Annotated in this window: 22 protein-coding genes and 1 pseudogene; 12 read left to right on the top strand and 11 right to left on the bottom strand. The window is 71.9% G+C overall.

Features of this window, described 5'->3' with window-relative positions:
• Positions 1 to 147 precede the first annotated feature (147 nt).
• A complete protein-coding gene (locus OG736_RS07215) occupies positions 148 to 1,449 on the bottom strand; it encodes an SWF or SNF family helicase (protein ID WP_327181696.1) in 1,302 nt (433 codons plus the stop codon).
• Positions 1,446 to 4,304, bottom strand: a complete 2,859-nt coding sequence (locus OG736_RS07210) for an SCO1167/SCO6262 family helicase (RefSeq protein ID WP_327181695.1) — start codon at positions 4,302 to 4,304, stop codon at positions 1,446 to 1,448. Before OG736_RS07210 ends, OG736_RS07215 begins: the two co-directional genes overlap by 4 nt.
• A gap of 240 nt (positions 4,305 to 4,544) precedes the next feature.
• Between OG736_RS07210 and OG736_RS07205 the strand changes: the two genes are divergently transcribed.
• Complete coding sequence (locus tag OG736_RS07205) at positions 4,545 to 4,727, top strand: tail-anchor membrane protein (protein WP_020125819.1); 183 nt, start codon at positions 4,545 to 4,547, stop codon at positions 4,725 to 4,727.
• 97 nt (positions 4,728 to 4,824) lie between these two features.
• On the opposite strand, the gene OG736_RS07200 is transcribed toward OG736_RS07205, so the two are convergent.
• Together OG736_RS07200 and OG736_RS07195 are read right to left on the bottom strand one after the other, a co-directional pair.
• Positions 4,825 to 5,733 (bottom strand): hypothetical protein, encoded by a 909-nt coding sequence (locus tag OG736_RS07200; protein WP_327181694.1) that lies wholly within the window; start codon positions 5,731 to 5,733, stop codon positions 4,825 to 4,827.
• A gap of 138 nt (positions 5,734 to 5,871) precedes the next feature.
• Positions 5,872 to 6,201 carry a hypothetical protein gene (locus OG736_RS07195; protein WP_327181693.1) on the bottom strand — a complete coding sequence of 110 codons (330 nt, stop codon included), beginning with the start codon at positions 6,199 to 6,201 and terminating at the stop codon, positions 5,872 to 5,874.
• Positions 6,202 to 6,300: 99 nt separating this feature from the next.
• On the opposite strand from OG736_RS07195, the gene OG736_RS47240 reads away from it, so the two are divergent.
• A complete protein-coding gene (locus OG736_RS47240; protein ID WP_442817215.1) occupies positions 6,301 to 6,432 on the top strand; it encodes a hypothetical protein in 132 nt (43 codons plus the stop codon).
• Between the two features lie 2 nt (positions 6,433 to 6,434).
• A pseudogene (locus tag OG736_RS07190) lies at positions 6,435 to 6,721 on the top strand (oxygenase MpaB family protein); the annotation flags it as partial.
• Here OG736_RS07190 and OG736_RS07185 read toward each other — a convergent pair.
• Positions 6,707 to 7,231 (bottom strand): PadR family transcriptional regulator, encoded by a 525-nt coding sequence (locus OG736_RS07185; RefSeq protein WP_028806161.1) that lies wholly within the window; start codon positions 7,229 to 7,231, stop codon positions 6,707 to 6,709. The pseudogene OG736_RS07190 and the gene OG736_RS07185 overlap by 15 nt on opposite strands.
• Positions 7,232 to 7,388: 157 nt before the next feature.
• Between OG736_RS07185 and OG736_RS07180 the strand changes: the two genes are divergently transcribed.
• Entirely contained in the window at positions 7,389 to 8,147 is a 759-nt protein-coding gene (locus OG736_RS07180) for an alpha/beta fold hydrolase (RefSeq protein WP_327181692.1), read from the top strand.
• 4 nt (positions 8,148 to 8,151) lie between these two features.
• Here the strand turns inward: OG736_RS07180 and OG736_RS07175 are convergent, their stop codons facing one another.
• Positions 8,152 to 8,751, bottom strand: a complete 600-nt coding sequence (locus OG736_RS07175; RefSeq protein ID WP_327181691.1) for a class I SAM-dependent methyltransferase — start codon at positions 8,749 to 8,751, stop codon at positions 8,152 to 8,154.
• A gap of 152 nt (positions 8,752 to 8,903) precedes the next feature.
• Between OG736_RS07175 and OG736_RS07170 the strand changes: the two genes are divergently transcribed.
• From OG736_RS07170 to OG736_RS07150, 5 genes are all read left to right on the top strand, one after another.
• Positions 8,904 to 9,698: an MHYT domain-containing protein gene (locus OG736_RS07170; protein ID WP_327181690.1), complete on the top strand. Its 795-nt coding sequence runs from the start codon at positions 8,904 to 8,906 to the stop codon at positions 9,696 to 9,698.
• A 42-nt stretch (positions 9,699 to 9,740) separates the two neighbouring features.
• The gene (locus tag OG736_RS07165; RefSeq protein WP_327181689.1) at positions 9,741 to 12,323 is read left to right on the top strand and encodes a sensor histidine kinase; all 2,583 of its coding nucleotides are present in this window, start codon (positions 9,741 to 9,743) and stop codon (positions 12,321 to 12,323) included.
• A complete protein-coding gene (locus OG736_RS07160) occupies positions 12,320 to 12,757 on the top strand; it encodes a roadblock/LC7 domain-containing protein (protein ID WP_054240559.1) in 438 nt (145 codons plus the stop codon). Before OG736_RS07165 ends, OG736_RS07160 begins: the two co-directional genes overlap by 4 nt.
• A 22-nt stretch (positions 12,758 to 12,779) precedes the next feature.
• Entirely contained in the window at positions 12,780 to 13,190 is a 411-nt protein-coding gene (locus tag OG736_RS07155; protein WP_171395727.1) for a DUF742 domain-containing protein, read from the top strand.
• Positions 13,191 to 13,439: 249 nt separating this feature from the next.
• Positions 13,440 to 14,045 carry a GTP-binding protein gene (locus OG736_RS07150; protein WP_327181688.1) on the top strand — a complete coding sequence of 202 codons (606 nt, stop codon included), beginning with the start codon at positions 13,440 to 13,442 and terminating at the stop codon, positions 14,043 to 14,045.
• A gap of 20 nt (positions 14,046 to 14,065) precedes the next feature.
• Here the strand turns inward: OG736_RS07150 and OG736_RS07145 are convergent, their stop codons facing one another.
• Positions 14,066 to 14,494 carry a PPOX class F420-dependent oxidoreductase gene (locus OG736_RS07145; protein WP_327181687.1) on the bottom strand — a complete coding sequence of 143 codons (429 nt, stop codon included), beginning with the start codon at positions 14,492 to 14,494 and terminating at the stop codon, positions 14,066 to 14,068.
• Positions 14,495 to 14,599: 105 nt separating this feature from the next.
• Here OG736_RS07145 and OG736_RS07140 point away from each other — a divergent pair, with 105 nt between their 5' ends.
• Together OG736_RS07140 and OG736_RS07135 are read left to right on the top strand one after the other, a co-directional pair.
• Positions 14,600 to 15,013 (top strand): roadblock/LC7 domain-containing protein, encoded by a 414-nt coding sequence (locus OG736_RS07140; protein ID WP_327181686.1) that lies wholly within the window; start codon positions 14,600 to 14,602, stop codon positions 15,011 to 15,013.
• Positions 15,014 to 15,151: 138 nt separating this feature from the next.
• Positions 15,152 to 16,048: a DUF6397 family protein gene (locus OG736_RS07135; RefSeq protein ID WP_327181685.1), complete on the top strand. Its 897-nt coding sequence runs from the start codon at positions 15,152 to 15,154 to the stop codon at positions 16,046 to 16,048.
• A 24-nt stretch (positions 16,049 to 16,072) separates the two neighbouring features.
• Here OG736_RS07135 and OG736_RS07130 read toward each other — a convergent pair whose 3' ends face one another.
• A complete protein-coding gene (locus tag OG736_RS07130; RefSeq protein ID WP_327181684.1) occupies positions 16,073 to 16,939 on the bottom strand; it encodes an acyl-CoA thioesterase in 867 nt (288 codons plus the stop codon).
• A 31-nt stretch (positions 16,940 to 16,970) separates the two neighbouring features.
• The gene (locus OG736_RS07125; protein ID WP_327181683.1) at positions 16,971 to 19,484 is read right to left on the bottom strand and encodes a DEAD/DEAH box helicase; all 2,514 of its coding nucleotides are present in this window, start codon (positions 19,482 to 19,484) and stop codon (positions 16,971 to 16,973) included.
• 145 nt (positions 19,485 to 19,629) lie between these two features.
• Between OG736_RS07125 and OG736_RS07120 the strand changes: the two genes are divergently transcribed.
• Positions 19,630 to 20,424, top strand: coding sequence for a metal-dependent hydrolase (locus OG736_RS07120; RefSeq protein ID WP_142269046.1), 795 nt, complete (start codon positions 19,630 to 19,632; stop codon positions 20,422 to 20,424).
• A 44-nt stretch (positions 20,425 to 20,468) separates the two neighbouring features.
• Here the strand turns inward: OG736_RS07120 and OG736_RS07115 are convergent, their stop codons facing one another.
• Both OG736_RS07115 and OG736_RS07110 read right to left on the bottom strand, forming a co-directional pair.
• Positions 20,469 to 20,726, bottom strand: coding sequence for a type B 50S ribosomal protein L31 (locus OG736_RS07115; protein ID WP_028806163.1), 258 nt, complete (start codon positions 20,724 to 20,726; stop codon positions 20,469 to 20,471).
• Positions 20,727 to 20,816: 90 nt separating this feature from the next.
• Complete coding sequence (locus OG736_RS07110; RefSeq protein WP_314219354.1) at positions 20,817 to 21,287, bottom strand: DUF5709 domain-containing protein; 471 nt, start codon at positions 21,285 to 21,287, stop codon at positions 20,817 to 20,819.
• Positions 21,288 to 21,475: the final 188 nt, after the last annotated feature.

The raw sequence follows: 21,475 nt of genomic DNA, 5'->3' as shown, positions 1-21,475 counted from the left end.
CAGGCCTCCTGAGGAGAAGATGCGACAAGTTCGCTGACAGCGGCCAGGTTTGGGGCACGCGCCGAACGCCGTACGACCTCCGGATGAACAGGGGGCGTCGGCCGTCCGTCGGACCGAAGCCCCGCGCGTCGTCGTAGGGAGCCCGGCCTAAGAAAGCGCTTCCTCGCTGTCGGGACGGGCCGCGGCCAGAGCCGTCGCCGGGTCGTGGGCGGCATCGCCGGCCGGCATCCAGCGACCGCCCTCCTCGCGGTACGGCCACCATCTGCCGTCCCGCCCCAGCCGCAGTTGGCAGGCCGTCCCGACGACCGTCCACCGGTTCGCCCGTGCCCGCAGCACCGGCCGCTCGTCCTCCTCCCAGGCCGAGTCCAGCGCGGCACGCGCGCGTGCGAACGCCTCGCCCTCCACGACCCACTCCTCCTCGAGCACGGACAGGGCGGCCGCCCCGCCGTGTCGCCAGGCCCGGACGGCAGCGGCCAGCTCCGCCCGGTCGCGCCCCGACCCGGCGGCGAGACGGCCCAGCACGGCCTCGCCGGGGCGATCCGCCGTCCCGGATACGTCGAGGACGCCCTCCGCCAGCCGTACGGCGTCCTGGCCCACGGTCAACCGGGCCGTCGGCGCACGCCGTTCCGCTCCTTCGCGAAGCGCCTCGGCGAGCAGCAGGTGTGCCGCGGCCGCCGTCCGGGCCGCCAGGATCTCCAGCGCCGCCGGTTCGACCCCGGCCGGGGTCGGGGCATCCGTGTCCCAGGAGGGCGGCACACCCGGTTCCGGCGGGAGTTCGGGCACGGAGGGCAGCGGGGGCAGGATGTTCCCGGCCGCGTACGCCTCCGCCGCGTCCACACCTTCGGTCCGCAGCGGCTCCGCGTCGGGCCGAGCGGCGGAGCCACGCGCCTGGAGGTCGTCCAGCAGGCTCCGTTCCGCACGTCCCCGAAGCAGCAGCAGGACGAAGGGATCCTGGTCGAGCAGCCGCGCCACCTGGTAGCAGACCGCCGCCGTGTGACCGCAGTGGTCCCAGGCGCCGCAGTCGCACTGCGCCTCCAGGTCGCCCGGCCCCGGAAGCAGGTCGATGCCGGCCGACTCGGCGTCCTCGACCAGATCGGGCGGCATCTCCCGGTCCAGCAGTGCGGCGACGTGCCCCGCGCGCTCCACCGCCAGGTCCAGCAGTCGGTCCCAGTGGTCGTCCGGGAGCCGGTCGAGCAGCACGTCGGCCCGGTGCCGCGTGTGATCGCGGTCCTGGACGACGGCCGTGATCCGCCCCGGTCGCACCGACACCGCGCCCACGGCGCCCGCGCGCGCGAGCCGACGGCCCGTCCTCACCTGCTCCCCGTCCAGCGCGCCGTCCTCGAGCGCGGTCAGCCACGCCCGTCCCCACCACGTCTGTGCGAAGCCCCTCCCGTGCGCGGGAGGCAATGCGGCGAAGGTCCGTTCCTCGACGCTGTCGTGCCGGTTCATCGCGCATCCCCTCGCAGCTCCACCAGATCGGCCAGCTCGGCGTCCGTCAGTTCCGTGAGCGCCGCCTCGCCGGTCCCGAGAACGGCGTCCGCGAGATCCTGCTTACGGCGCAGCATGGCGGCGATGCGGTCCTCGATAGTGCCCTCGGCGATCAGCCGGTGCACCTGCACGGGCCGGGTCTGGCCGATGCGGTACGCCCGGTCCGTGGCCTGCGCCTCGACGGCCGGGTTCCACCAGCGGTCGTAGTGCACGACGTGCTCCGCGCGCGTGAGGTTGAGGCCCGTGCCCGCGGCCCTGAGCGACAACAGGAACACGGGGACCTCACCGTCCTGGAAACGCCGGACCATGTTCTCGCGCTCGGCGACGGGAGTACCGCCGTGCAGGAACTGCGTGGGTACGCCCCGCGCCGCCAAGTGCTGTTCGAGGAGCCGCGCCAGCCGCACGTACTGCGTGAAGACCAGGACGCTCGCCCCCTCGGCGAGGAGGGTGTCGAGCAGCTCGTCCAGGAGCTCGAGTTTCCCGGAGCGTCCGGCTGTCCTCGGCCGTTCCTCCTTGAGGTACTGCGCCGGGTGGTTGCAGATCTGTTTGAGACCGGTCAGGAGCTTCACGATCAGCCCCCGGCGCGCCATGTCGTCCGCTTCGGCGATCGCGGCGAGCGTCTCGCGCACCACGGCCTCGTACAGGCCGGTCTGCTCCCGCGTGAGGGCCACGGGCCGATCGGTCTCGGTCTTGGGCGGCAGCTCGGGGGCGATCCCCGGGTCCGACTTGCGGCGGCGCAGCAGGAACGGTCCCACGAGCCGGCCGAGCCGCTCCGCCGCGGCCGGGTCCCCGCCGCTCTCCACGGCTCGCGCGTACCGCGTACGGAAGGCGCCGAGCCGGCCCAGCAGACCGGGTGTCGTCCAGTCCAGGATGGCCCACAGCTCCGACAGGTTGTTCTCCACCGGCGTGCCCGTGAGCGCCACGCGGGCGCGTGTGTCGATGGTGCGCAGCGCCCGCGCGGTCGCCGAGTACGGGTTCTTCACATGCTGGGCCTCGTCCGCCACGACCAGGCCCCACGGCACCTCGCCGAGCCGTCCCGCGTCCAGGCGCAGCGTGCCGTAGGTGGTCAGGACGAACTCCCCGTCGGCCAGGGACGCCAGATCACGCTGCGGACCGTGGAAGCGGCGCACCGGCGTGCCCGGCGCGAACTTCTCGATCTCCCGCTGCCAGTTGCCCATCAGGGACGTCGGACAGACCACGAGGGTGGGGCCCGCCGTCGAGGCGTCCGTCCCGCGGTGCAGGTGCAGGGCGATCAGCGTGACGGTCTTGCCGAGCCCCATGTCGTCCGCCAGACAGCACCCCAGTCCCAGCGCCGTGGTCCGGGCCAGCCAGTCCAGGCCGCGCCGCTGGTAGTCGCGCAGCGTGGCGTCCAGGGCCGCGGGCTGCGCCACGGGCTCCTGCGCCTCGGGCTGCGTCAGCCGCTCGCGCAGGGCCGCCAGCCACCCGGTGGGCCGCACGTCGACCCGGCGGCCGTCCACCTCCGTCGAGCCCGTCAGAGCCGCGCCCAGAGCGTCCACGGGCGTCATCTTGCGGTCCTGTTGCGCGCGTGCCCGGCGCAGTTCCCGTGGGTCGATCAGGACCCATTGGTCACGCAGCCGCACCAGAGGCCGGTTGGCCTCGGCCAGCCGGTCCAGCTCCTCCCGGGTCAGCTGCTGGTCGCCCAGCCCGAACCACCAGGTGCACGTCAGGAGCGAGTCGGCCGACAGGAAGGACGGTGTGTCCGCGCCGAGCCGATCGGGCCCTTCTTGCTGTTCGGGCGGCCCGACGACCGCGCGGGCGGTGAGGGTGCGGGCCAACTCCCTCGGCCAGTGCACCTCGATCCCCGCGCCCGCCAGTGCCCGAGAACCCTCGCCCAGCAGCTCGGACAGCTCCTCGTCGAGGAGCTCGACGGCGTCCGGCACGGTGGCCGACAGCAAGGGGGTCAGCGCCGGCCAGGCACGGGCCGCACGGCGTAGGGCGAGCAGGGCGTCCATCCGCGCGCGGGGGCCGAACGCCCCGCGGGTGACACCGGCGTCCTCCCAGACGTCGGTGGCGTCCGCGACGATCGCGGGGTCGCTCACGCTGTGCACCTGCGGCACGGCCCTGAACCCGGGCGCGTCGATCCCGGGCATGTCGAGCCCGGAGACCTCGATCCGCAGCGAGATCCGTACGCCGGCGTCGTGGCCCGCGGCGACGTCGGCCGCCCAGGCGCGCAGTTCCGGCAGGTGCCGGGGCTGCGGGGCCGCGTAGGCCGGACCTCCCGTCAGGAGCGGCGCGGCGGGAGTACGGGGGAGCGCGTCCGCCACGGCGTCCAGGAACGCGCGCAGCAGTCGCTCGGGGTCGGGAAGGCGCAGGGGCGGGGCCTCGTCCACGGGAACGGCGTGTGCCTCGGGCGGCATGGAGGCGGCCAGTCGGCGTACCTGATCGATGTCCTCCGGGGCCAGCGGGCCGATCCGCCAGGCGTCGTGGTCCTCCGGTGACAGACCGGGCAGCAGGAGACCGCGCGCCACACACCGCAGTGCCAGCAGAGCGGCCGCACCCCAGAAGGCGGCGGCCCGGTGTCCGTCCGGCACGGCACGCGCGCGGGTGAGGAGAGGCAAGGCCTCTTCCAGCGGCAGGAGGAGGGCGGGCACGCGCGCGATGGCCACACCGGAGCCGGCCGGCAGAATGACGGAGAGTTCCTCCACCCGTCGGCCGACTGCGGCGGGAAGGGCGTCGTCGTCGGGTCGCCAGAAGGCGACGCCGCCGGTTCGGGCCGGAGTGCCGGGCAGGAACACGGCGGAGCAACGTGCCAGTTCGGAGATCTCGAACGGTGTCTCCAAGGGAACCCTCTGCACGGTGATGAACTACTCCTCAAACTTGACTACCAGGGGCGGGGTCGCCGAGGGTACAGCACTGCGGCGGCAAACGCGCACCATGTGAGGATCCGGTCTGGTCCGCCATCCTGGGACGGGAACTCTCAGGGGCGTCTCGGGGCTGTACCTCAGGGACGTCTCAGGGTCGAGTCCGGAACCGCGGGCCGCGCGGAGCCGTTTTCATGGCAGAGAGCGGCAGTTGCCGCGAAGGAGGCGACGCACATGTCGAAGAACGCGAAGATCGCCGCAGGGGGTGTGGCGGTCGGACTGCTGTTGTTGATCTGGCTGCCCTGGTGGGCCGCCCTGCTGATCGTGCTGGGGGTTCCGGCGGCGGCCTACCTCACCTTGGATCCCTCTCAGCGGCGCAGGCTGCGCCGTGCCACGCGCAAGGAGCTCGGCCGCTGAGTGACGGGGACCGCGTCGCGGTCCCCGTCCTCCGAACGTCCACGCCGTCGGGGCCCATGGAGTGGGCGCCGACGGCCGCAGAGGGATCGCCGCGACCTCAGAGCGGCCGTACGGCCATCTTGTCGAGCGCTTCGAGGAGCCCGGGCAGTTCGGGTCCACGGCCGACCGGCAGCACCTCGCCGGGCTCTTCGTCGAGCAGGACGAACGCGATGTCGTCGGTCCTGGCGACCAGCGACCAGCCGGGGCCGTCGGCGCGCAGCGTACGCGCGTCACCCGGAGCGAACGACGACCTGACACGGCCGAGCGGAGGCGGGGCGTCCACGTAGGCGCGTACCTCGGCGAGGACGCGTCGGATGCCGCTGTGGCCGCTCACCGTGCCCTTCTCAGCCCCGCTGACGCCGTCGGCGCGGTCGGCCGGGCCGGACCCGCCCCGCTCTTCGTCCCGAGCTCCCTGGTCGGCGCCGGCACCGGTGTTCGCGGTGGTGCCCTCCTGGGGGCGGGCGAAGTCCGCGTCGTCGATCTGCTCGCGCCACAGGGCCCACTGGAGCGCGATCTCGTCGGCCCCCAGGCGTCGCTGGGCCGGCCCCCAGGTGGTCGTGTCCGGAGGCGCCAGGGCGGGGCCCTCCGCGACCTCGGCGGCGGGATCGTGCGGCGCGGGTACGCCGGGAGCCGCGACGGCGACCGCCAGCGGCCAGCCGGGCAGGGCGGCGACGACCGTCCGCTCGCCGGGCGACAGGTCGTATTCCATGCCGCAGTCCCACGACGCGATGGCGACGGCCACCAGTGACACGTCGTCGATGACGACCGTCCACCGCGCGCCCTCGCCGTCCTGGCCCAGCACCAATCCGTACCCGTCGGCGAGCGGCGGGAGGCCGAGCGCCGCACAGGCCTCCGGGTAGTCGTCGCCCAGCGCGCTCGGGAACTTCGCCGGCGTCAGCAGCACCGCCGTGAGCACATAGAGCGCATCGTCCGCGGCGGCGACGGCGTCCTCGTCCGTCCCAGCCATCCCAGCCTCCCCATAGGTTTGTCCAACGGCGCGCACCCTAGTGCGGCGGGAAGGCGCTTGTCACGACTCCCCGACACACCCGAGCTGCGGCTTTCCGGTCGGACGGGGCGAATCGACCACCCCCGACCGTTGCATTTGTCACGCCGACGGCAGTCCGAGGAGCTCACGCGCCACGGTACGGGGCGACTCGTCGCGCTCCCGGGCGAGCGCGATGACCGCGCGACAGGCCAGCTCGTTCACCCCGAAGGACAGCGCCTCCGGCGACACCCAGCCCGCCGCCTCGTCGATCCTGTCCTGATCGTCCTCGGCGCACGCCGAGACGTACGCGGCGGCCGCCTCGAACAGATTGTGGGTGCGTTTCCCACCACCACGGGACTTCTTCTCGGGACTCGCCTCCCCGTCCGGACGCGACCGCGCGCGCATCGCGTCGCGGAATCTCCCGTAGGCCTTGCGGACCCTGTCGAACATGCCGACCGCCTTCCCCCTGCGTGGTTGCCCTGACTGATCCTTCATCTCCTGCTGTTCAACCTAGAGTTGGAGTTCCGGCGGCAGAAGGGGGACGGTGCGGTGAAGCGCTTCGAACGGCTCAGGCGGATCCGGCGGATGGACCCGTACGAGGACGCGTTCGAGATCTGTCGACTCACCGCGGCGTACGAGTTCCCCCGGGACGTCACCCGCACCCTGGAGCCGGCCCTGTAGCGCAGGGCGCGCGCCGGGTCTCGGACGCCACGCTCACCCTGATGGCCTCCTGGTATCCGAGGCCGCTGGCAACCGTCCTGCGCAACGCCACACTCGCCCTGCTCGACGAACACCTGTTGACGGCGTTTCGCTACACCCCTCCGAGCCCCGGGACCCGCGCGGTGGTGCGGGCTGCGGTACGCGCGCGTGGACGCCTGTTGCGGCTGCTGCCGCCGCGCCGCGCACCCGCCCGGTGCCCGGCGTCCGAGGCTGCCCCGTCCGGGAGCCGGGCGGGTCATCCGCCCAGTGAGGCGAGTGTGTCGCGCAGCCAGGTGAGCTCGGCCCGGGACGTGGCACGCGCGATGGTCAGCACACCGCGCCGGAACGGATCCTCCAGCTCTTCGGCTCGCAGCGGCCGGTCACCTTCGTAGAAGAAGCTCGCGGGCTCCTCCAGGAAGGCCAGACGGCGGCGCAGCACGGCTGCCTGGGCGGCGGCGTCGTCCAGGTGCCGGAGGAAGGCGAGCACCGTGAACCAGCGGTTCTCGTCGGTGATGTCGCGCTGGGCGGGTTCGGCGAGCTGCCGGCGCAGTTCGCTCCCGCCCTCGTCGGTGAGGCTGAGGACATGGCGAGGAGCGGCGACGGCCCCGGGCTCGGTGGTGCGCACCAGGAATCCCGACTTCTCCAGCCGCTTGATCGTCGGGTAGAGGGTGCTCTCGGCCACCGGACGGACGTGTCCCGTCAGCGCCGTGATGCGTTTGCGCAGCTCGTAGCCGTGCAGCGGGGCGTCGTACAGAAAACCGAGGATGGCGAGCTCCAGCATGCCCGCATTCTGCCGCATGCCAGTGGTACATCGATGCGGCCTTACCTCGATCATCGAGTACATCGGTAGTGTCATACTGCGTTGACTAGATACATCCGATCCGATGTATGTTGAGCGTCGCCGGAATCGACGGCGGTGACGAACCGAGGGGGAGACGATGCAGCAGGCGGAGTTCGACGGTGCGGGCAGCCATGTCCGCTGGACCGAGGCACAGGGCGCGGGACCCGCGCGGGTGTACGTGCACGGCCTGGGCGCGGCTTCGGCCGCCTACCACGCGCATGTGGCCGCCCGTCCCGAACTCGCCGGTCGGCGCAGCCTCTTCGTCGACCTGCCCGGACACGGCATCAGCGACCGCCCCGCGGACTTCGGCTACACACTCGACGAACACGCCGACGCCCTGGCGGCCGCGCTGGACGCGGCGGGGGTGACCGGCGCCGAGCTGGTCGCCCACAGCATGGGCGGCTCCGTGGCCGTCGTCCTCGCCCACCGCCGGCCCGATCTGGTCGCACGGCTCGTGCTCACGGAGGCCAATCTGGACCCCTTTCCGCCGCCCTCCGCGGGGAGCAGCGGGATCGCCTCGTACACGGAGGAGGAGTTCGTCGACAGCGGGTACGCGCGCGTGCTGGGCAACGTCGGGCCGATGTGGGCCGCGACCATGCGGCTGGCCGACCCGCGTGCTCTGTATCGCACCGCCGTCGGACTCAGGCGCGGCTCCGACCCGGTCATGCGCGAGATCCTGGTCGGCCTCGACGCGGTCGAGCGCGTCTACCTCCAGGGTGAGCTGACCGGTGTGCTCGACGGCGCGGACGCCCTGGAGGCGGCGGGCGTGCGCGTGGTGACGGTTCCGGGCGCCGGTCACAACGTCATGTTCGACAACCCCGACGCCTTCGTGCGGGCGGTCGCCGGGGAGGCGTGAGCCCTCATGCCTCGCGGACGGCCAGGGCCAGGAAGCGGGCGTCCTCGTCGGCGTACGACGTCATGCGCCAGCCCGAACCGGCCAGCAGCGGGCGGAGGTTGGGTTCCGCGCGCAGGTCCTCCGGTGTGAGTTGCCTTCCCTGACGGGCCGCGAGCGCCGCCCTGCCGATCGGGTGGAACAGTGCCAGCGTGCCGCCGGGGCGCACCACCCGGGCCAGTTCCCGCAGGTTCTCCTCCGGCCGCGGCAGGTGGGCGATGAGGCCGGCCGCGAACACGGCGTCCAGCGACGCGGAGCGAAAGGGGAGCGCGGTCACGTCGGCGAGCATCAGCCGCCCGGCACGGCCGCGTCCGGCCCGTACGGCGGCCGCCAGCATGGCCGGCGTCAGATCCGCCCCGACGACCACTCCGGACGGGCCCACGGCCGCACGCAGCGGCGTCAGGGCCCTCCCGGTGCCGCAGCCCGCGTCCAGCACACGCGCTCCCGCACGCAGGCCGAGCCGGCCGACCGCGGCGGCGTAGGCGGGGCCGTCGTCCGGGAAGCGGCTGTCCCAGTCCGCGGCCCGGGCGCCGAAGAACTCCTGAACGTGTGTGTGGTCGTCGCTCATGCTCCGCATGATCCCTCACCGACACGGACGACGCCTCGGTGCACACGTTCGAGCGTGACCCGATCGTTCCGGCGCACTACTGCGCCACATTTCAACACCTTTCGAAATGCGCCCCCTTTGTGCTCCCGTGCCCCCACTAGCGTCCCGTGGCCATGGGACACCTGGACCACGCCGCCTTCGGCTGGCTGACCCCCGTGCTGTCGTACGTGATGGCCTGCGTGGGCGCCGCCCTCGGGCTGCGCTGCACCGTGCGGGCACTCGGCGCCACCGGACGCTCGCGCCGCAACTGGCTGATCACCGCCGCCTCGGCGATCGGCACCGGAATCTGGACCATGCACTTCGTGGCCATGCTGGGCTTCGCCGTCAGCGGCACCGACATCCGCTACGACGTTCCGCTGACCGTGCTCAGCCTTCTCGTCGCCATGGTCGTCGTCTGCGCCGGTGTCTTCGCCGTCGGCTACAGCCGTGACCGCACGCGCGCGTTGCTGATCGGCGGCCTCACCACCGGCCTGGGGGTGGCCAGCATGCACTACCTGGGCATGGCCGCCGTCCGGCTGCACGCCGACGTGACGTACGACCCCGTCCGCGTCGGACTGTCCGTCCTGATCGCCGTCGTCGCGGCGACCGCGGCCCTCTGGGCGGCGCTCAACATCAGGTCGCCGATCGCGGTCACCCTCGCCTCCCTCGTCATGGGCGCGGCGGTGAGCAGCATGCACTACACCGCGATGCTCGCGGTGAGCGTCCATGTCACGCCCTCCGGCGAGCCGCTGCCGGGCGCCTCGGCGATGCAGTTCATCTTCCCTCTCGCCGTCGGCCTCGGCTCCTATCTCTTCCTGACCTCGGCCTTCGTCGCGCTGTCGCCCACCACGGGGGAGCGCGAGGCGTCCGCCTCGGCCCAGCAGCCCGTGGACAGCCTCACCGTCCGACAGCAGGCCCGGCCCGTCTGACGCGACCGGCCCGCCCCTGAACCCCTTCCGAGCGAGGAGGCCATGCGTACACCCCGTAGGACCCCCACGGCAGGCGCCGACGCGCCGCCCCCCACACGCGGGCGCCGCGCCCACGCCGGACCGCCCGCCGACGAGGGCGCGGACGAGCAGATCGACACGCCCGCGGACGCGATACCCCCGCGCGCGGAGCGCTGGCGGATCAGACCGCGCACCGTACGCGCCAAGATCGTCTGCCTGCTGATGGTGCCGGTCGTCTCCCTGCTCGCCCTGTGGGCGTACGCCACCGTCAGCACCGCCCAGGACGTGTCCGGGCTGCGTCAGTTGCAGCGGGTGGACTCCCAGGTTCGCGCCCCCGTGGCAGCCGCGGTGGCCGCCCTGCAGACCGAGCGGGCGGCCGCCGTACGCTACGCGACGGAGCCCGCCCCCGGTCAGGGTGGCGACCTGAAGGCACTCGCGGAACGCACGGACCGCGCGGTGGGCCGGCTGCGGCTGGGCGACGACGCCACCGTCGCCGACGGCCAGGACCTGCCCACGGGAGTGGCCCAGCGGCTCGAGACGTTCGTCTCCGGGGCCGAGGGCCTCCCTTCGCTGCGGACCGCGGTCCTGGACGGCAGCGCCGGCTGGGAGGAGACGTACGGCCGGTACACGAGCACGATCTCGGCGGCCTTCTCGGTCGGCGGTGCCCTCTCCGGCGTCCAGGACGCCGAACTCGGCTCGGACGCGCGCGTGCTGCTCGAGTTCTCCCGCGCGGGGGAGGCCCTGGCCCAGGAGGGCGCCGTGCTCGCCGGCGCGCGCCTCGCCGGACGCCTCGACGGAGAGCGCCTGCGGCTCTTCACCGGCGCCGTCGACACCCGCCGCACCCTGACGGAATCGGCCGTCGCGGACCTGCGCGGACCCGAACGCACCGCCTGGCAGCGGCTCGCCGCCGGCACCACCTACGCGGCCCTGTACGCCGCCGAGGACAGGGCCCTCGCCGACGGGCCCGGCGCGAAGGCGCTCGCCGCCGCCCCCGCGAGCATCTGGGACAAGGCCCACGCGCGCGTGCAGAACGGGATGCGGACGATCGAGGCGGACGCCGGACGCGGTGTCGCCGACCGCGCCGACCCGTTCACCCGCGGTCTGCTCACCCCGGCCGGCGCCGCTGTCCTGCTCGGCCTCGCCGCCGTCGTCGCCTCGCTCGTCATCTCCGTGCGCATCGGCCGCGGACTCGTCGTCGAACTGGTCAGCCTGCGCAACAGCGCCCTGGAGATCGCCCGGCGCAAACTCCCGGAAGCCATGCGGAAGCTGCGCGCCGGGGAGGAGATCGACGTCCGCGCCGAAGCGCCGCCGGGGCCTCCCTCCGAGGACGAGACCGGGCAGGTCGCCCAGGCCCTGGGCACCGTGCACCGCGCGGCACTGCGGGCCGCCGTGGAACGCGCCGAACTGGCCAGCGGCATCTCCGGGGTGTTCGTCAACCTCGCCCGCCGCAGCCAGGTCCTCGTCCATCGCCAGCTGAGCCTTCTGGACAGCATGGAGCGCCGCTCCGACGATCCGAACGAGCTGAGCGACCTCTTCCGGCTCGACCATCTCACCACCCGCATGCGGCGCCACGCGGAGAGCCTGATCATCCTCTCCGGGGCGGCGCCCGGCCGGGCCTGGCGCATGCCGGTGTCCCTCACCAACGTGGTCCGTGCCGCCGTCTCCGAGGTCGAGGACTACGCGCGTGTGGAGGTACGGCAGCTCCCGGAGGCAGCCGTCATCGGCACCGCCGTCGCCGACCTCACCCACCTGCTCGCCGAACTCGTCGAGAACGCCGCCCAGTTCTCGCCCCCGCACACGCGTGTGCGGGTCACCGGCGAACCCGTGGGCAACGGCTATGCCCTCGAGGTCGAGGACCGCGGCCTGGGCATGGGCAAGGAGACCTTCACCGAGGCCAACCGGCGCATCGCGCAGTCGGAGGCGCTCGACCTGTTCGACAGCGACCAGCTCGGCCTGTTCGTGGTCAGCAGGCTCGCCGCCCGCCACGGCATCAAGGTCCATCTGCGGACCTCGCCCTACGGCGGCACCACCGCGGTGGTCCTGCTGCCCACGGCGCTGCTGCACAGCGGCAAGCCGGAACGTTCCGCCCGCGAGGTCACGGAGACCGGGCCGCGGCCCGCGGAACGCGTGTACGCGCGCGTGTCCGCCGCGGACCGGCACACCGCCGACCGGCGTCAGGAAGCCGTCCCCGCCTCCGCCGACCGCCCCGCGCTGGTGGCCCCCGTCCGAGCCGCTTCCGTCAAAGCCGCTTCCGTACGAGACACCGCCGAACCGGAGGCTGCCGAACCGGCGGCCACCGACCCCCCGCCTCCCGGAGTCACCGCCTTGCGCCTGCACCGTCCCCCGGACGACGCCGAAGGATCGGACGACCTCCCGCGCCGGGTACGGCAGGCCAACCTCGCCCCCCAACTGCGCAGGACACTCCCCGAGGAACCGCCCCGCCCGCCCGGCCCGCGCGGCGACGAAGGGCGCACCCCCGAGCTCGTTCGGGACCGGATGTCCGCGTACCGGGAGGGCTGGGCACGCGGCGGCGGCAGAAAGCCCGGCCACGGAGCCGCCCCGGAACCCGAACCGGGCAGCGACAGCAGCGAAGGAGACCCCAGATGATCCAGGACCCGAGCACGAGGTCTGCCCAACGGTCCGGCGAACTCGACTGGCTGCTGGACGACTTGGTGATGCGCGTGAGCGAGGTGCGGCACGCCGTGGTGCTGTCCAACGACGGACTGGCCGTCGGTGCCTCGACCGACCTCAGGAGGGAGGACGCCGAGCACCTCGCCGCCGTCGCCTCCGGCTTCCACAGCCTCGCCAAGGGCGCGGGCCGCCACTTCGGCGCCGGTGGAGTGCGCCAGACCATGGTGGAGATGGACGACGGCTTCCTGTTCGTGGCCGCCGCGGGCGACGGCTCCTGCCTGGCCGTCCTCACCGCCGTGACCGCCGACATCGGCCTCGTCGCGTACGAGATGGCGCGGCTGGTCAAGCGGGTCGGAGAGCACCTCTACACGGCGCCACGGCTCGCCGGGCGCCCGACCGCCGCCGGATGAGGCCAGAGAGCGACCCACGCAGATGACCGAGGACATGACCGGCACCCCGCGCGAGCTGGGCAGCCAGTGGTACGACAACGAGGCCGGCCCGCTCGTCCGCCCGTACGCCATGACCGGCGGGCGCACGAAGCCGGGACCCACCGGAGTGCGCTTCGACCTGATCGCCCTGGTCACCCTGGATCCGGGTGCGCCGAGCACGGACGGCATGGCGCTCGGACCGGAACACCGTGCCCTCATCGGACTCTGCCGCACGGAGACCCAGTCCGTCGCCGAGCTCTCGGCGGGCGCGGACCTTCCCGTGGGCGTGGTCCGGGTGCTCCTCGGAGACCTGCTGGAACTCGGCTGCGTCACCGTCAGCCGCCCGGTCCCGCCCGCGCAGTTGCCCGACGAACGGATTCTGCGCGAGGTGATCGAGGGGTTGCGAGCGCTGTAGATGAACCCCCGGACGGACCCGGACGCGTACGGACCCACCGCACACCGACTCGTGCGCGCCTTCGGACACCGAACACGCAAGAGTCGGTCACATCGGGCAGATAGCGGTCGAACCCCTCGGAAAGGGGCCGCGGTTGTCATGATGCTGACTTCGCACTCCGGCGCCGAAGCCCCGCGCGACCGCCGCGCCGAGCCACGGCACTCCCGTACCGACCTCGACCGTTGCCGACACTCCCGAGAGAAGTGATCCATGGTCTCCGAAAACTCCGACACCACGGGCGGCGACACGGCTCCCCTGGCGTTGAAGATACTGGTCGCCGGCGGGTTCGGCGTCGGCAAGACCACCATGGTGGGCGCGGTCAGCGAGATCAAGCCGCTGCGCACCGAGGAACTGCTCAGCGAAGCCGGACAGTCGGTGGACGACACCGACGGCGTGGACCAGAAGGTCACGACGACCGTGGCCATGGACTTCGGCCGGATCACCATCCGTTCCGGCCTCTCCCTCTATCTGTTCGGCACGCCCGGTCAGGACCGCTTCTGGTTCCTGTGGGACGAGTTGTCGCAGGGGGCGCTGGGCGCGGTGGTCCTCGCCGACACCCGGCGTCTGGAGGACTGCTTCCCCGCGGTCGACTACTTCGAGCACCGGCACATCCCGTTCGTGGTGGCCGTCAACTGCTTCGTGGGCACGCGGACATACGGCGCCCAGGACGTCTCGCGCGCCCTCGACCTCGACGGCGGCACCCCGGTCGTCCTGTGCGACGCCCGGGACCGAGACTCGGGGAAGGAGGTGCTGATCCGGCTGGTCGAGTACGCCGGGCGGATGCACACCGCCCGGCTGCTCGACTCCGTGGGCTGACCTCGCCCACGTCGGCCCGGTCAGTCCGCGATGTCCTTCTGCGCCAGAACCTTGTCGATGGCGACACGGACGAGCAGTTCGCCCGGCACCCCGTTGCGGGCGCCGAACTCCTCGGCGCGCTCCTCACCCATGTACCGCGCCGCGATCCGCGTCGCCCAGTGCCGGACCTCGTCGAGGTCCTCCGAGATGCGGGCCCGGCCCCGCAGCACCACGTAGTCGAAGGGCGGCCGGTCGTCGTCCATGCACAGGGCGACCCGGCCGTCCCGCGCCAGATTGCGCCCCTTCACCGTTTCCTTGCCGGTGTTGAACACCACCTCGTCCCCGTCGAGCAGGAACCAGATCGGCGCCACGTGCGGACTTCCGTCGGCCCGTACGGTGGACAGCTTCGCGGTGCGGGTTCCGTAGGTGACGAAGGCCCGCCATTGCTCATCGGTCATCTTCTGTGCCATGCCGCCATCCTCCTTGCTCCCGCGGCCGCTCCTGGGGAAGGCTGGCGGGCAGATTCTCCGGCGAGGCGGAGGGTCACACGGGGAATGTCACACGGGGAGCGGGACATGGCGCAGAATCAGGGGCTGGGCTGGCTGTTGGACGACCTGACGGAGCGCGTCGACCACGTACGGCACGCACTCGTCCTGTCCAACGACGGGCTGGTGGCGGGCGCGAGTGCGGGACTGCTCCGGGAGGACGCGGAGCACCTCGCCGCCGTCTCGTCCGGACTGCACAGCCTGGCGAAGGGATCGGGGCGTCACTTCGGCGCGGGCCGAGTGCGCCAGACGATGATCGAGTTCGACGACGCGGTGCTGTTCGTCACCGCGGCGGGCACCGGCAGTTGTCTGTGCGTGCTCAGCGGGGCGGAAGCCGACATGGGCCAGATCGCCTACGAGATGACCCTGCTCGTCAACCGGGTCGGAGAGCACCTCACCGTGGACGCCCGGCAGCCCGACCGCGCACCACTCGAAGACCTCTGACCTGCATTTTCACCCTCCTCCGCAGAGTTATCCACAGGCTCGCCTCGGCGTCCGCGATTCCGGCTACGGTTTTTTCCGAGGCCACCGCCGACCGTGCAGGCCTGCTTCACTCCACTTCACTCCACGGGGGAGACGACCATGTCCGGCAACACCGTCACGCGACCACTTTCCGCTTCCTGCACGCCGAGCCGGGCGGCGCGGGAACTGGATCTGAAGCGGAGCGAGTTCGACCTCGCCGTGCACCTCGGGCGCATCAGGACCGTGCCCGACGAAGGTGGAGGGGGCCGTCGGGTGGCCCGGGCGGAGATCGAACGTCTGCGCTCGGAACCCAGCTTCCCCGAAGCACTGCGCGCGAGCGTGCTGGCCGTGGGGACCAGCGAAGGCGCTGCCATGATGGGCGTGCCCCCGGCCCGGTTCACCCGCCTCGCGCGGCTGGGACTGGTGGTACCGGTGAAATTTTATCTGAACCGCTATCGGGCCGTCGTCTGGCTCTATCTCGCCGACGAACTGAAGCAATTCGCCACTGACGGGACCAACGCCTTCCTGCTGACCGGTCGCACACCTGAGGTGCTGCGGAGCCAGCTGGATGCGGGTGCCGACCTACGGCCCCGCAACTGGCGGGGACGCCACCTGGGGTTCTTGCACCGACAGGCCGACGGCCCCTGGCAACGCGCCGGAGTCCTGGCCGGGTTCCTCGACCCCCTCCAGGTCGCGGCGGTCGTCGAGGACCCCTACGAACGCTCCCACCTGAACAGGTTCCGGCCCCGGCCGCCCGCCCAGGGGACCCCCGGCACACCGGCCGCGCACCTCGTGGAGAAGATCATGACGGCCGACGACCCCGACGAGATCGACTGGCTGCGGTACGACCTGGAACGAACCCTGGCCGAGGCGCGGGCCGAGCAGCCCGCGCCACGGCCTGCCTGGAAACCGGCCCCGACGCCCCCGGCCGGGCCACCGGACCGGCCCGAAGAAACCGACCCGCCCGACGGGCCGGCCCGCGGACTGCTGACCTGGCTACGCCGCCGAAGCGGATGACGCACCGGATCTACCGCACCGGATCTACAGCGCCCTGAACAACCCCTCCTGGACGACGGACACCAGCAGGCGTCCCTCCAGGTCGTAGATCCGCCCGCGGGCCAGCCCACGTCCGCCGGTGGCGATCGGCGACTCCTGGTCGTACAGGAACCACTCGTCCGCGCGGAACGGCCGATGGAACCACATCGCGTGGTCCAGCGACGCCATGTCGAAGTTCCGCGGACCCCACAAGGGCTCGATCGGGAGGCGGACGGCGTCCAGGAGGGTCATGTCACTGGCGTACGTGAGCGCGCAGGTGTGGACCAGCGGGTCGTCGCCCAGCGGCCCGACGGCGCGCATCCACACAGCGCTGCGCGGCTCGGCTTCCTTGACGTCCTCGGCGTTCCAGCGCAACCGGTCCGCGTACCGGATGTCGAAGGGCTGACGGCGCGCCATCCGCTCCAACTGCTCGGGCAACTCGCCCAGATGCTTCCGGATCTCCTCGACCACCGTCGGCAGGGACTCCGGGTCCGGGACCTCGCGGGCAGGCGGCAGCTGGTGCTCGAAAGGACCTTCCTCAGGCTTGTGAAAGGAGGCGGTGAGATTGAAGATCGTGCGCCCCTGCTGCACGGCGGTGACCCGGCGGGTCGTGAAGGACCGCCCGTCCCGCACCCGTTCGACCTGGTACACGATCGGCACACCCGGCCGGCCCGGACGCAGGAAGTACGCGTGCAGCGAGTGCACGGGCCGGTCTCCCTCGGTGGTCCGGCCGGCCGCGACCAGCGCCTGGCCCGCCACCTGGCCACCGAAGACCCGCTGCAGGGACTCCTGCGGGCTGCGGCCGCGGAAGATGTTGACCTCGATCTGCTCGAGGTCGAGCAGGTCGACGAGCCTCTCGGCCGGATTCGTCATCGGTGCGCTTCTCCTGTGCCCTCTTCGGTACTCACAACTGGCCTACGGCGGTGACCCGGACGACCGCGCGGCCCTCGGCGTCGGAGGCCGTGAGGTCGACCTCCGCGCTGATGCCCCAGTCGTGGTCGTCGTTCGGGTCGTCGAAGATCTGGCGGACCCGCCACAGGGCGTTCTGCGGCTCCTCCTGGATGACGAGCAGCTTGGGGCCCCGCGCGTCCGGGCCGGTGCTGAGGTCGTCGTACTCGTCCCAGTACTTGTCCATCGCCTCGCCCCAGGCGTCGGCGTCCCAACCGGACTCGCCGTCCATCTCACCGAGTTCGGCGACGCGGTCGAGAGCGGCGAGCTCCACGCGGCGGAACATCGCGTTGCGGACCAGGACCCGGAAGGCGCGCGCGTTGGCCGTGACCGGCTTGACCTCGTCGGCCTTCTCCTGGGCCTCCTCGGCGGTCATCTCCGCCGGGTTGGCGAGCTGCTCCCACTCGTCCAGCAGGCTCGAGTCCACCTGGCGCACCATCTCGCCCAGCCATTCCACCAGGTCCTGCAGATCCTCCGACTTGAGGTCGTCCGGGACGGTGTGGTCGAGGGCCTTGTAGGCGCCGGCCAGGTAACGCAGCACGATGCCCTCGGTGCGGGCCAGCTCGTAGTGCGACACCAGCTCGGTGAAGGACATCGCCCGCTCGTACATGTCACGGATGACGGACTTCGGCGACAACGGATGGTCGCCGACCCACGGGTGGCTCTTGCGGTAGGTGTCGTACGCGTGGAAGAGCAACTCCTCCAGGGGCTTCGGGTACGTGATGTCCTGGAGGCGCTCCATCCGCTCCTCGTACTCGACGCCGTCCGCCTTCATCGCGGCCACCGCCTCACCGCGCGCCTTGTTCTGCTGAGCGGCCAGGATCTGACGCGGGTCGTCCAACGTGGACTCCACGACGGAGACCATGTCGAGAGCGTAGGAAGGCGACTCCGGGTCGAGGAGTTCGAACGCGGCCAGCGCGAAGGTGGACAGCGGCTGGTTCAGCGCGAAGTCCTGCTGGAGGTCCACGGTGAGGCGGACGACGCGGCCGGAGGCGTCCGGCTCGTCGAGCTTCTCGACGACCCCGCCGTCCAGCAGCGAGCGGTAGATCGCGATCGCGCGCCGGATGTGCCGAAGCTGCTGCTTGCGCGGCTCGTGGTTGTCCTCGAGCAGATGCCGCATCGCCTCGAAGGCGTTGCCGGGCCGGGCGATCACCGACAGCAGCATCGTGTGCGTGACCCGGAAACGGGACGTCAGCGGCTCCGGCTCGGACTCGATGAGCTTGTCGAAGGTGTTCTCCGCCCAGCCCACGAATCCCTCGGGCGCCTTCTTGCGCACCACCTTGCGACGCTTCTTCGGGTCGTCACCGGCCTTGTTGAGGGCCTTCTCGTTCTCGATGACGTGCTCGGGAGCCTGCGCCACCACCAGACCCGCCGTGTCGAAGCCGGCCCGGCCGGCCCGGCCCGCGATCTGGTGGAACTCACGGGCCCGCAGGGTACGCACCCGGTTGCCGTCGTACTTGGTCAGCGCCGTGAACAGCACTGTCCGGATGGGCACGTTGACGCCCACACCGAGGGTGTCCGTACCGCAGATCACCTTCAGCAGGCCGGCCTGGGCGAGCTTCTCCACCAGACGCCGGTACTTGGGCAGCATGCCGGCGTGGTGGACGCCGATGCCGTGCCGCACGTAGCGCGAGAGGTTACGGCCGAACTTCGTGGTGAAGCGGAAGTTGCCGATCAGGTCGGCGATCCGTTCCTTCTCCTCGCGCGAGCACATGTTGATGCTCATCAGCGCCTGCGCCCGCTCCACCGCCTGCGCCTGCGTGAAGTGCACGATGTAGACGGGCGCCTGCCTCGTGACCAGCAGGTCGCTGAGCGTCTCCGTCATCGGGGTGTACCGGTACTCGTAGGACAGCGGCACCGGCCGGGTCGCCGAGCGGACCACCGACGTGGGGCGGCCGGTGCGCCGGGCGAGGTCCTGCTCGAAGAACGACACGTCGCCGAGCGTGGCCGACATCAGCACGAACTGCGCCTGGGGCAGCTCCAGGATGGGGATCTGCCACGCCCAGCCGCGGTCGCCCTCCGCGTAGAAGTGGAACTCGTCCATGACGACCTGACCGACATCGGCGTTCTTGCCGTCGCGCAACGCGATCGAGGCGAGCACCTCGGCCGTGCAGCAGATCACCGGGGCGTCGGAGTTCACCGACGCGTCGCCGGTCAGCATGCCGACGTTCTCCGTGCCGAAGATCTTGCACAGCTCGAAGAACTTCTCCGAGACCAGCGCCTTGATCGGAGCCGTGTAGAAGGTGACCTCGTCACGGGCGAGAGCCGCGAAGTGCGCGGCCGCCGCGATCATGCTCTTGCCGGAGCCGGTGGGCGTCGACACGATCACGTTCGCCCCGGAGACCACCTCGATCAGCGCCTCCTCCTGGTGGGGGTAGAGCGTCAGACCACGCTCCTGCGCCCAGGACTCGAAGGCTTCGTACAGGGCGTCGGGATCTGCGGTCGGCGGCAACTGATCGATGAGGGTCACGCCCCCATCTTGCCTGTCCTGGTCCTTGATGGGGGAATCGGATGCCGGGCCGAAGATCACGACCGCTACGCTGTGTCGCCGACGGAGCGTCAACGCACCCGGTCAACTGGACAGCGGCATTCGAGGAATAGGGCGGGCACCGGCCATGATGGGACCAGCACACTCACTGTCGGGCGCGGCCGCCTGGCTCGGCGTCGGTGCGGCCGCTGCCGCGGCCGGGCACACGATGCCCTGGCCGGTCCTGCTCGCGGGTGCGCTGATCTGCGCCGGAGCCGCGCTCGCCCCGGACCTCGACCACAAGGCGGCCACCATCTCGCGGGCCTTCGGACCCGTCTCGCGCTGGCTGTGCGAGATCGTCGACAAACTCTCCTACGCCGTCTACAAAAGCACCAGGAAGCAGGGCGACCCGCGCCGCTCCGGAGGCCACCGAACCCTGACGCACACCTGGCTGTGGGCCGTCATGATCGGCGGAGGCGCCTCGGCGCTGGCGATCACGGGTGGCCGGTGGGCGGTCCTGGCGCTTCTCTTCGTGCACATGGTGCTGGCGATCGAGGGGCTGCTGTGGCGGGCGGCCCGGGGGTCCAGCAGCGATGTGCTGGTGTGGCTGCTGGCCGCCACCAGCGCCTGGATCCTCGCAGGCGTCCTGGACAAGCCCGGCAACGGCTCGGACTGGCTGTTCACGGACCCGGGCCAGCAGTACCTGTGGCTGGGACTGCCGATCGTGCTGGGCGCCCTGGTGCACGACATCGGCGACGCCCTGACCGTCTCGGGCTGCCCGGTCCTGTGGCCCATCCCGATCGGGCGCAAGCGCTGGTACCCGATCGGTCCGCCGAAGGTGATGCGGTTCCGGGCCGGCAGCTGGGTCGAGCTGAAGGTGCTGATGCCCGTGTTCATGCTGCTCGGGGGAGTGGGCGGCGCGGCCGCCCTCAACTACATCTGACGAGCGACCCGACGGCTGCGGTCGGTGGTGGCGACGGCACCGGTTCAGGTCATCGCCCCGCCGTCGCCGTAGCGCCGCTCGAAGCGGGCGACCCGGCCCTCCGTGTCCACGGTGCGCGCCTTGCCGGTGTAGAAGGGGTGGCTCTCGGAGGAGATCTCCACGTCCACGACCGGGTACGTCTCCCCGTCGTCCCACTCGATGGTCTGATCGCTACTGGCGGTGGACCGGGTCAGGAAGGCGTAACCGGCGGTCCGGTCGCGGAAGACGACCGCGTGGTAGTCGGGCTGCTTGTCCTGCTGCATGGGGGCTCCTCGTGCGATGGCAAAGGCGATGACGCTGCCGACGGAGACGGCGGCGACGGGTCGGAAAAGGTCGGGGCCGCCGTGGACGGGTCAGCCGGACAGGGCGTCCTCGTCGACGATGTGCATCGCGGCCTCCTCGGCGGAGGCAGCCGCGCCGTCGATGCCCACGTCCGTGGCGATCAGTGCGCTCTCCTCGTCCTCGTGGGCTCCCTCGTCCGGCGCCACGAGCCTGCCGGAGCGAGCGGAGCCGACCTCGTTGTCGAGGAGTTCCCCGTCGGTGCCGTCGCAATCGCCGAGGCCGTCGCCGTCCGGCGCATCGGGCTCCGGGACCTCCTCCGCGAGCCGCTGATCAAGGCTCTCGCCCTGCCGGCGCTCCGCGGCGGTCACACCGTCGTGTTCCACCGCCCAGGGGCGGTCCGGCGGGGACCAACCGCGATCGAGGGGGTCCTCGACGCCGTCGTTCTCCAGCGTGTCCTCGGCATCGAGCAGTCCCGAGTCTTCCTGGATGTCGGACGCGTCGGGCTGGTAGACGTCGTCCCCCCATCCGTCGGCACTGTTCACGGGTACCTCCAGGGGGTGACGGCCCCGTACTCATCGCGGTCGGCGGCGGGGTGCCGCCGCACGGGGCACCGGTCGAGCGCGGTGTGTTCCGGAGGGATCCCGACTGCCTTCCGCGCGGGTGCCGCTTTCCAGCGTTCCACCCCGCTTCGGGACCGCGCAACGCCAGAGGACATACGAAGGCCGGTCCG

This window comes from Streptomyces sp. NBC_01334 (genome assembly GCF_035983595.1).
Taxonomy (GTDB): Bacteria; Actinomycetota; Actinomycetes; order Streptomycetales; family Streptomycetaceae; genus Streptomyces; species Streptomyces coriariae.
Note: the sequence above shows the minus strand (reverse complement) of the source record. Positions and strands in the feature narration are given on the sequence as shown.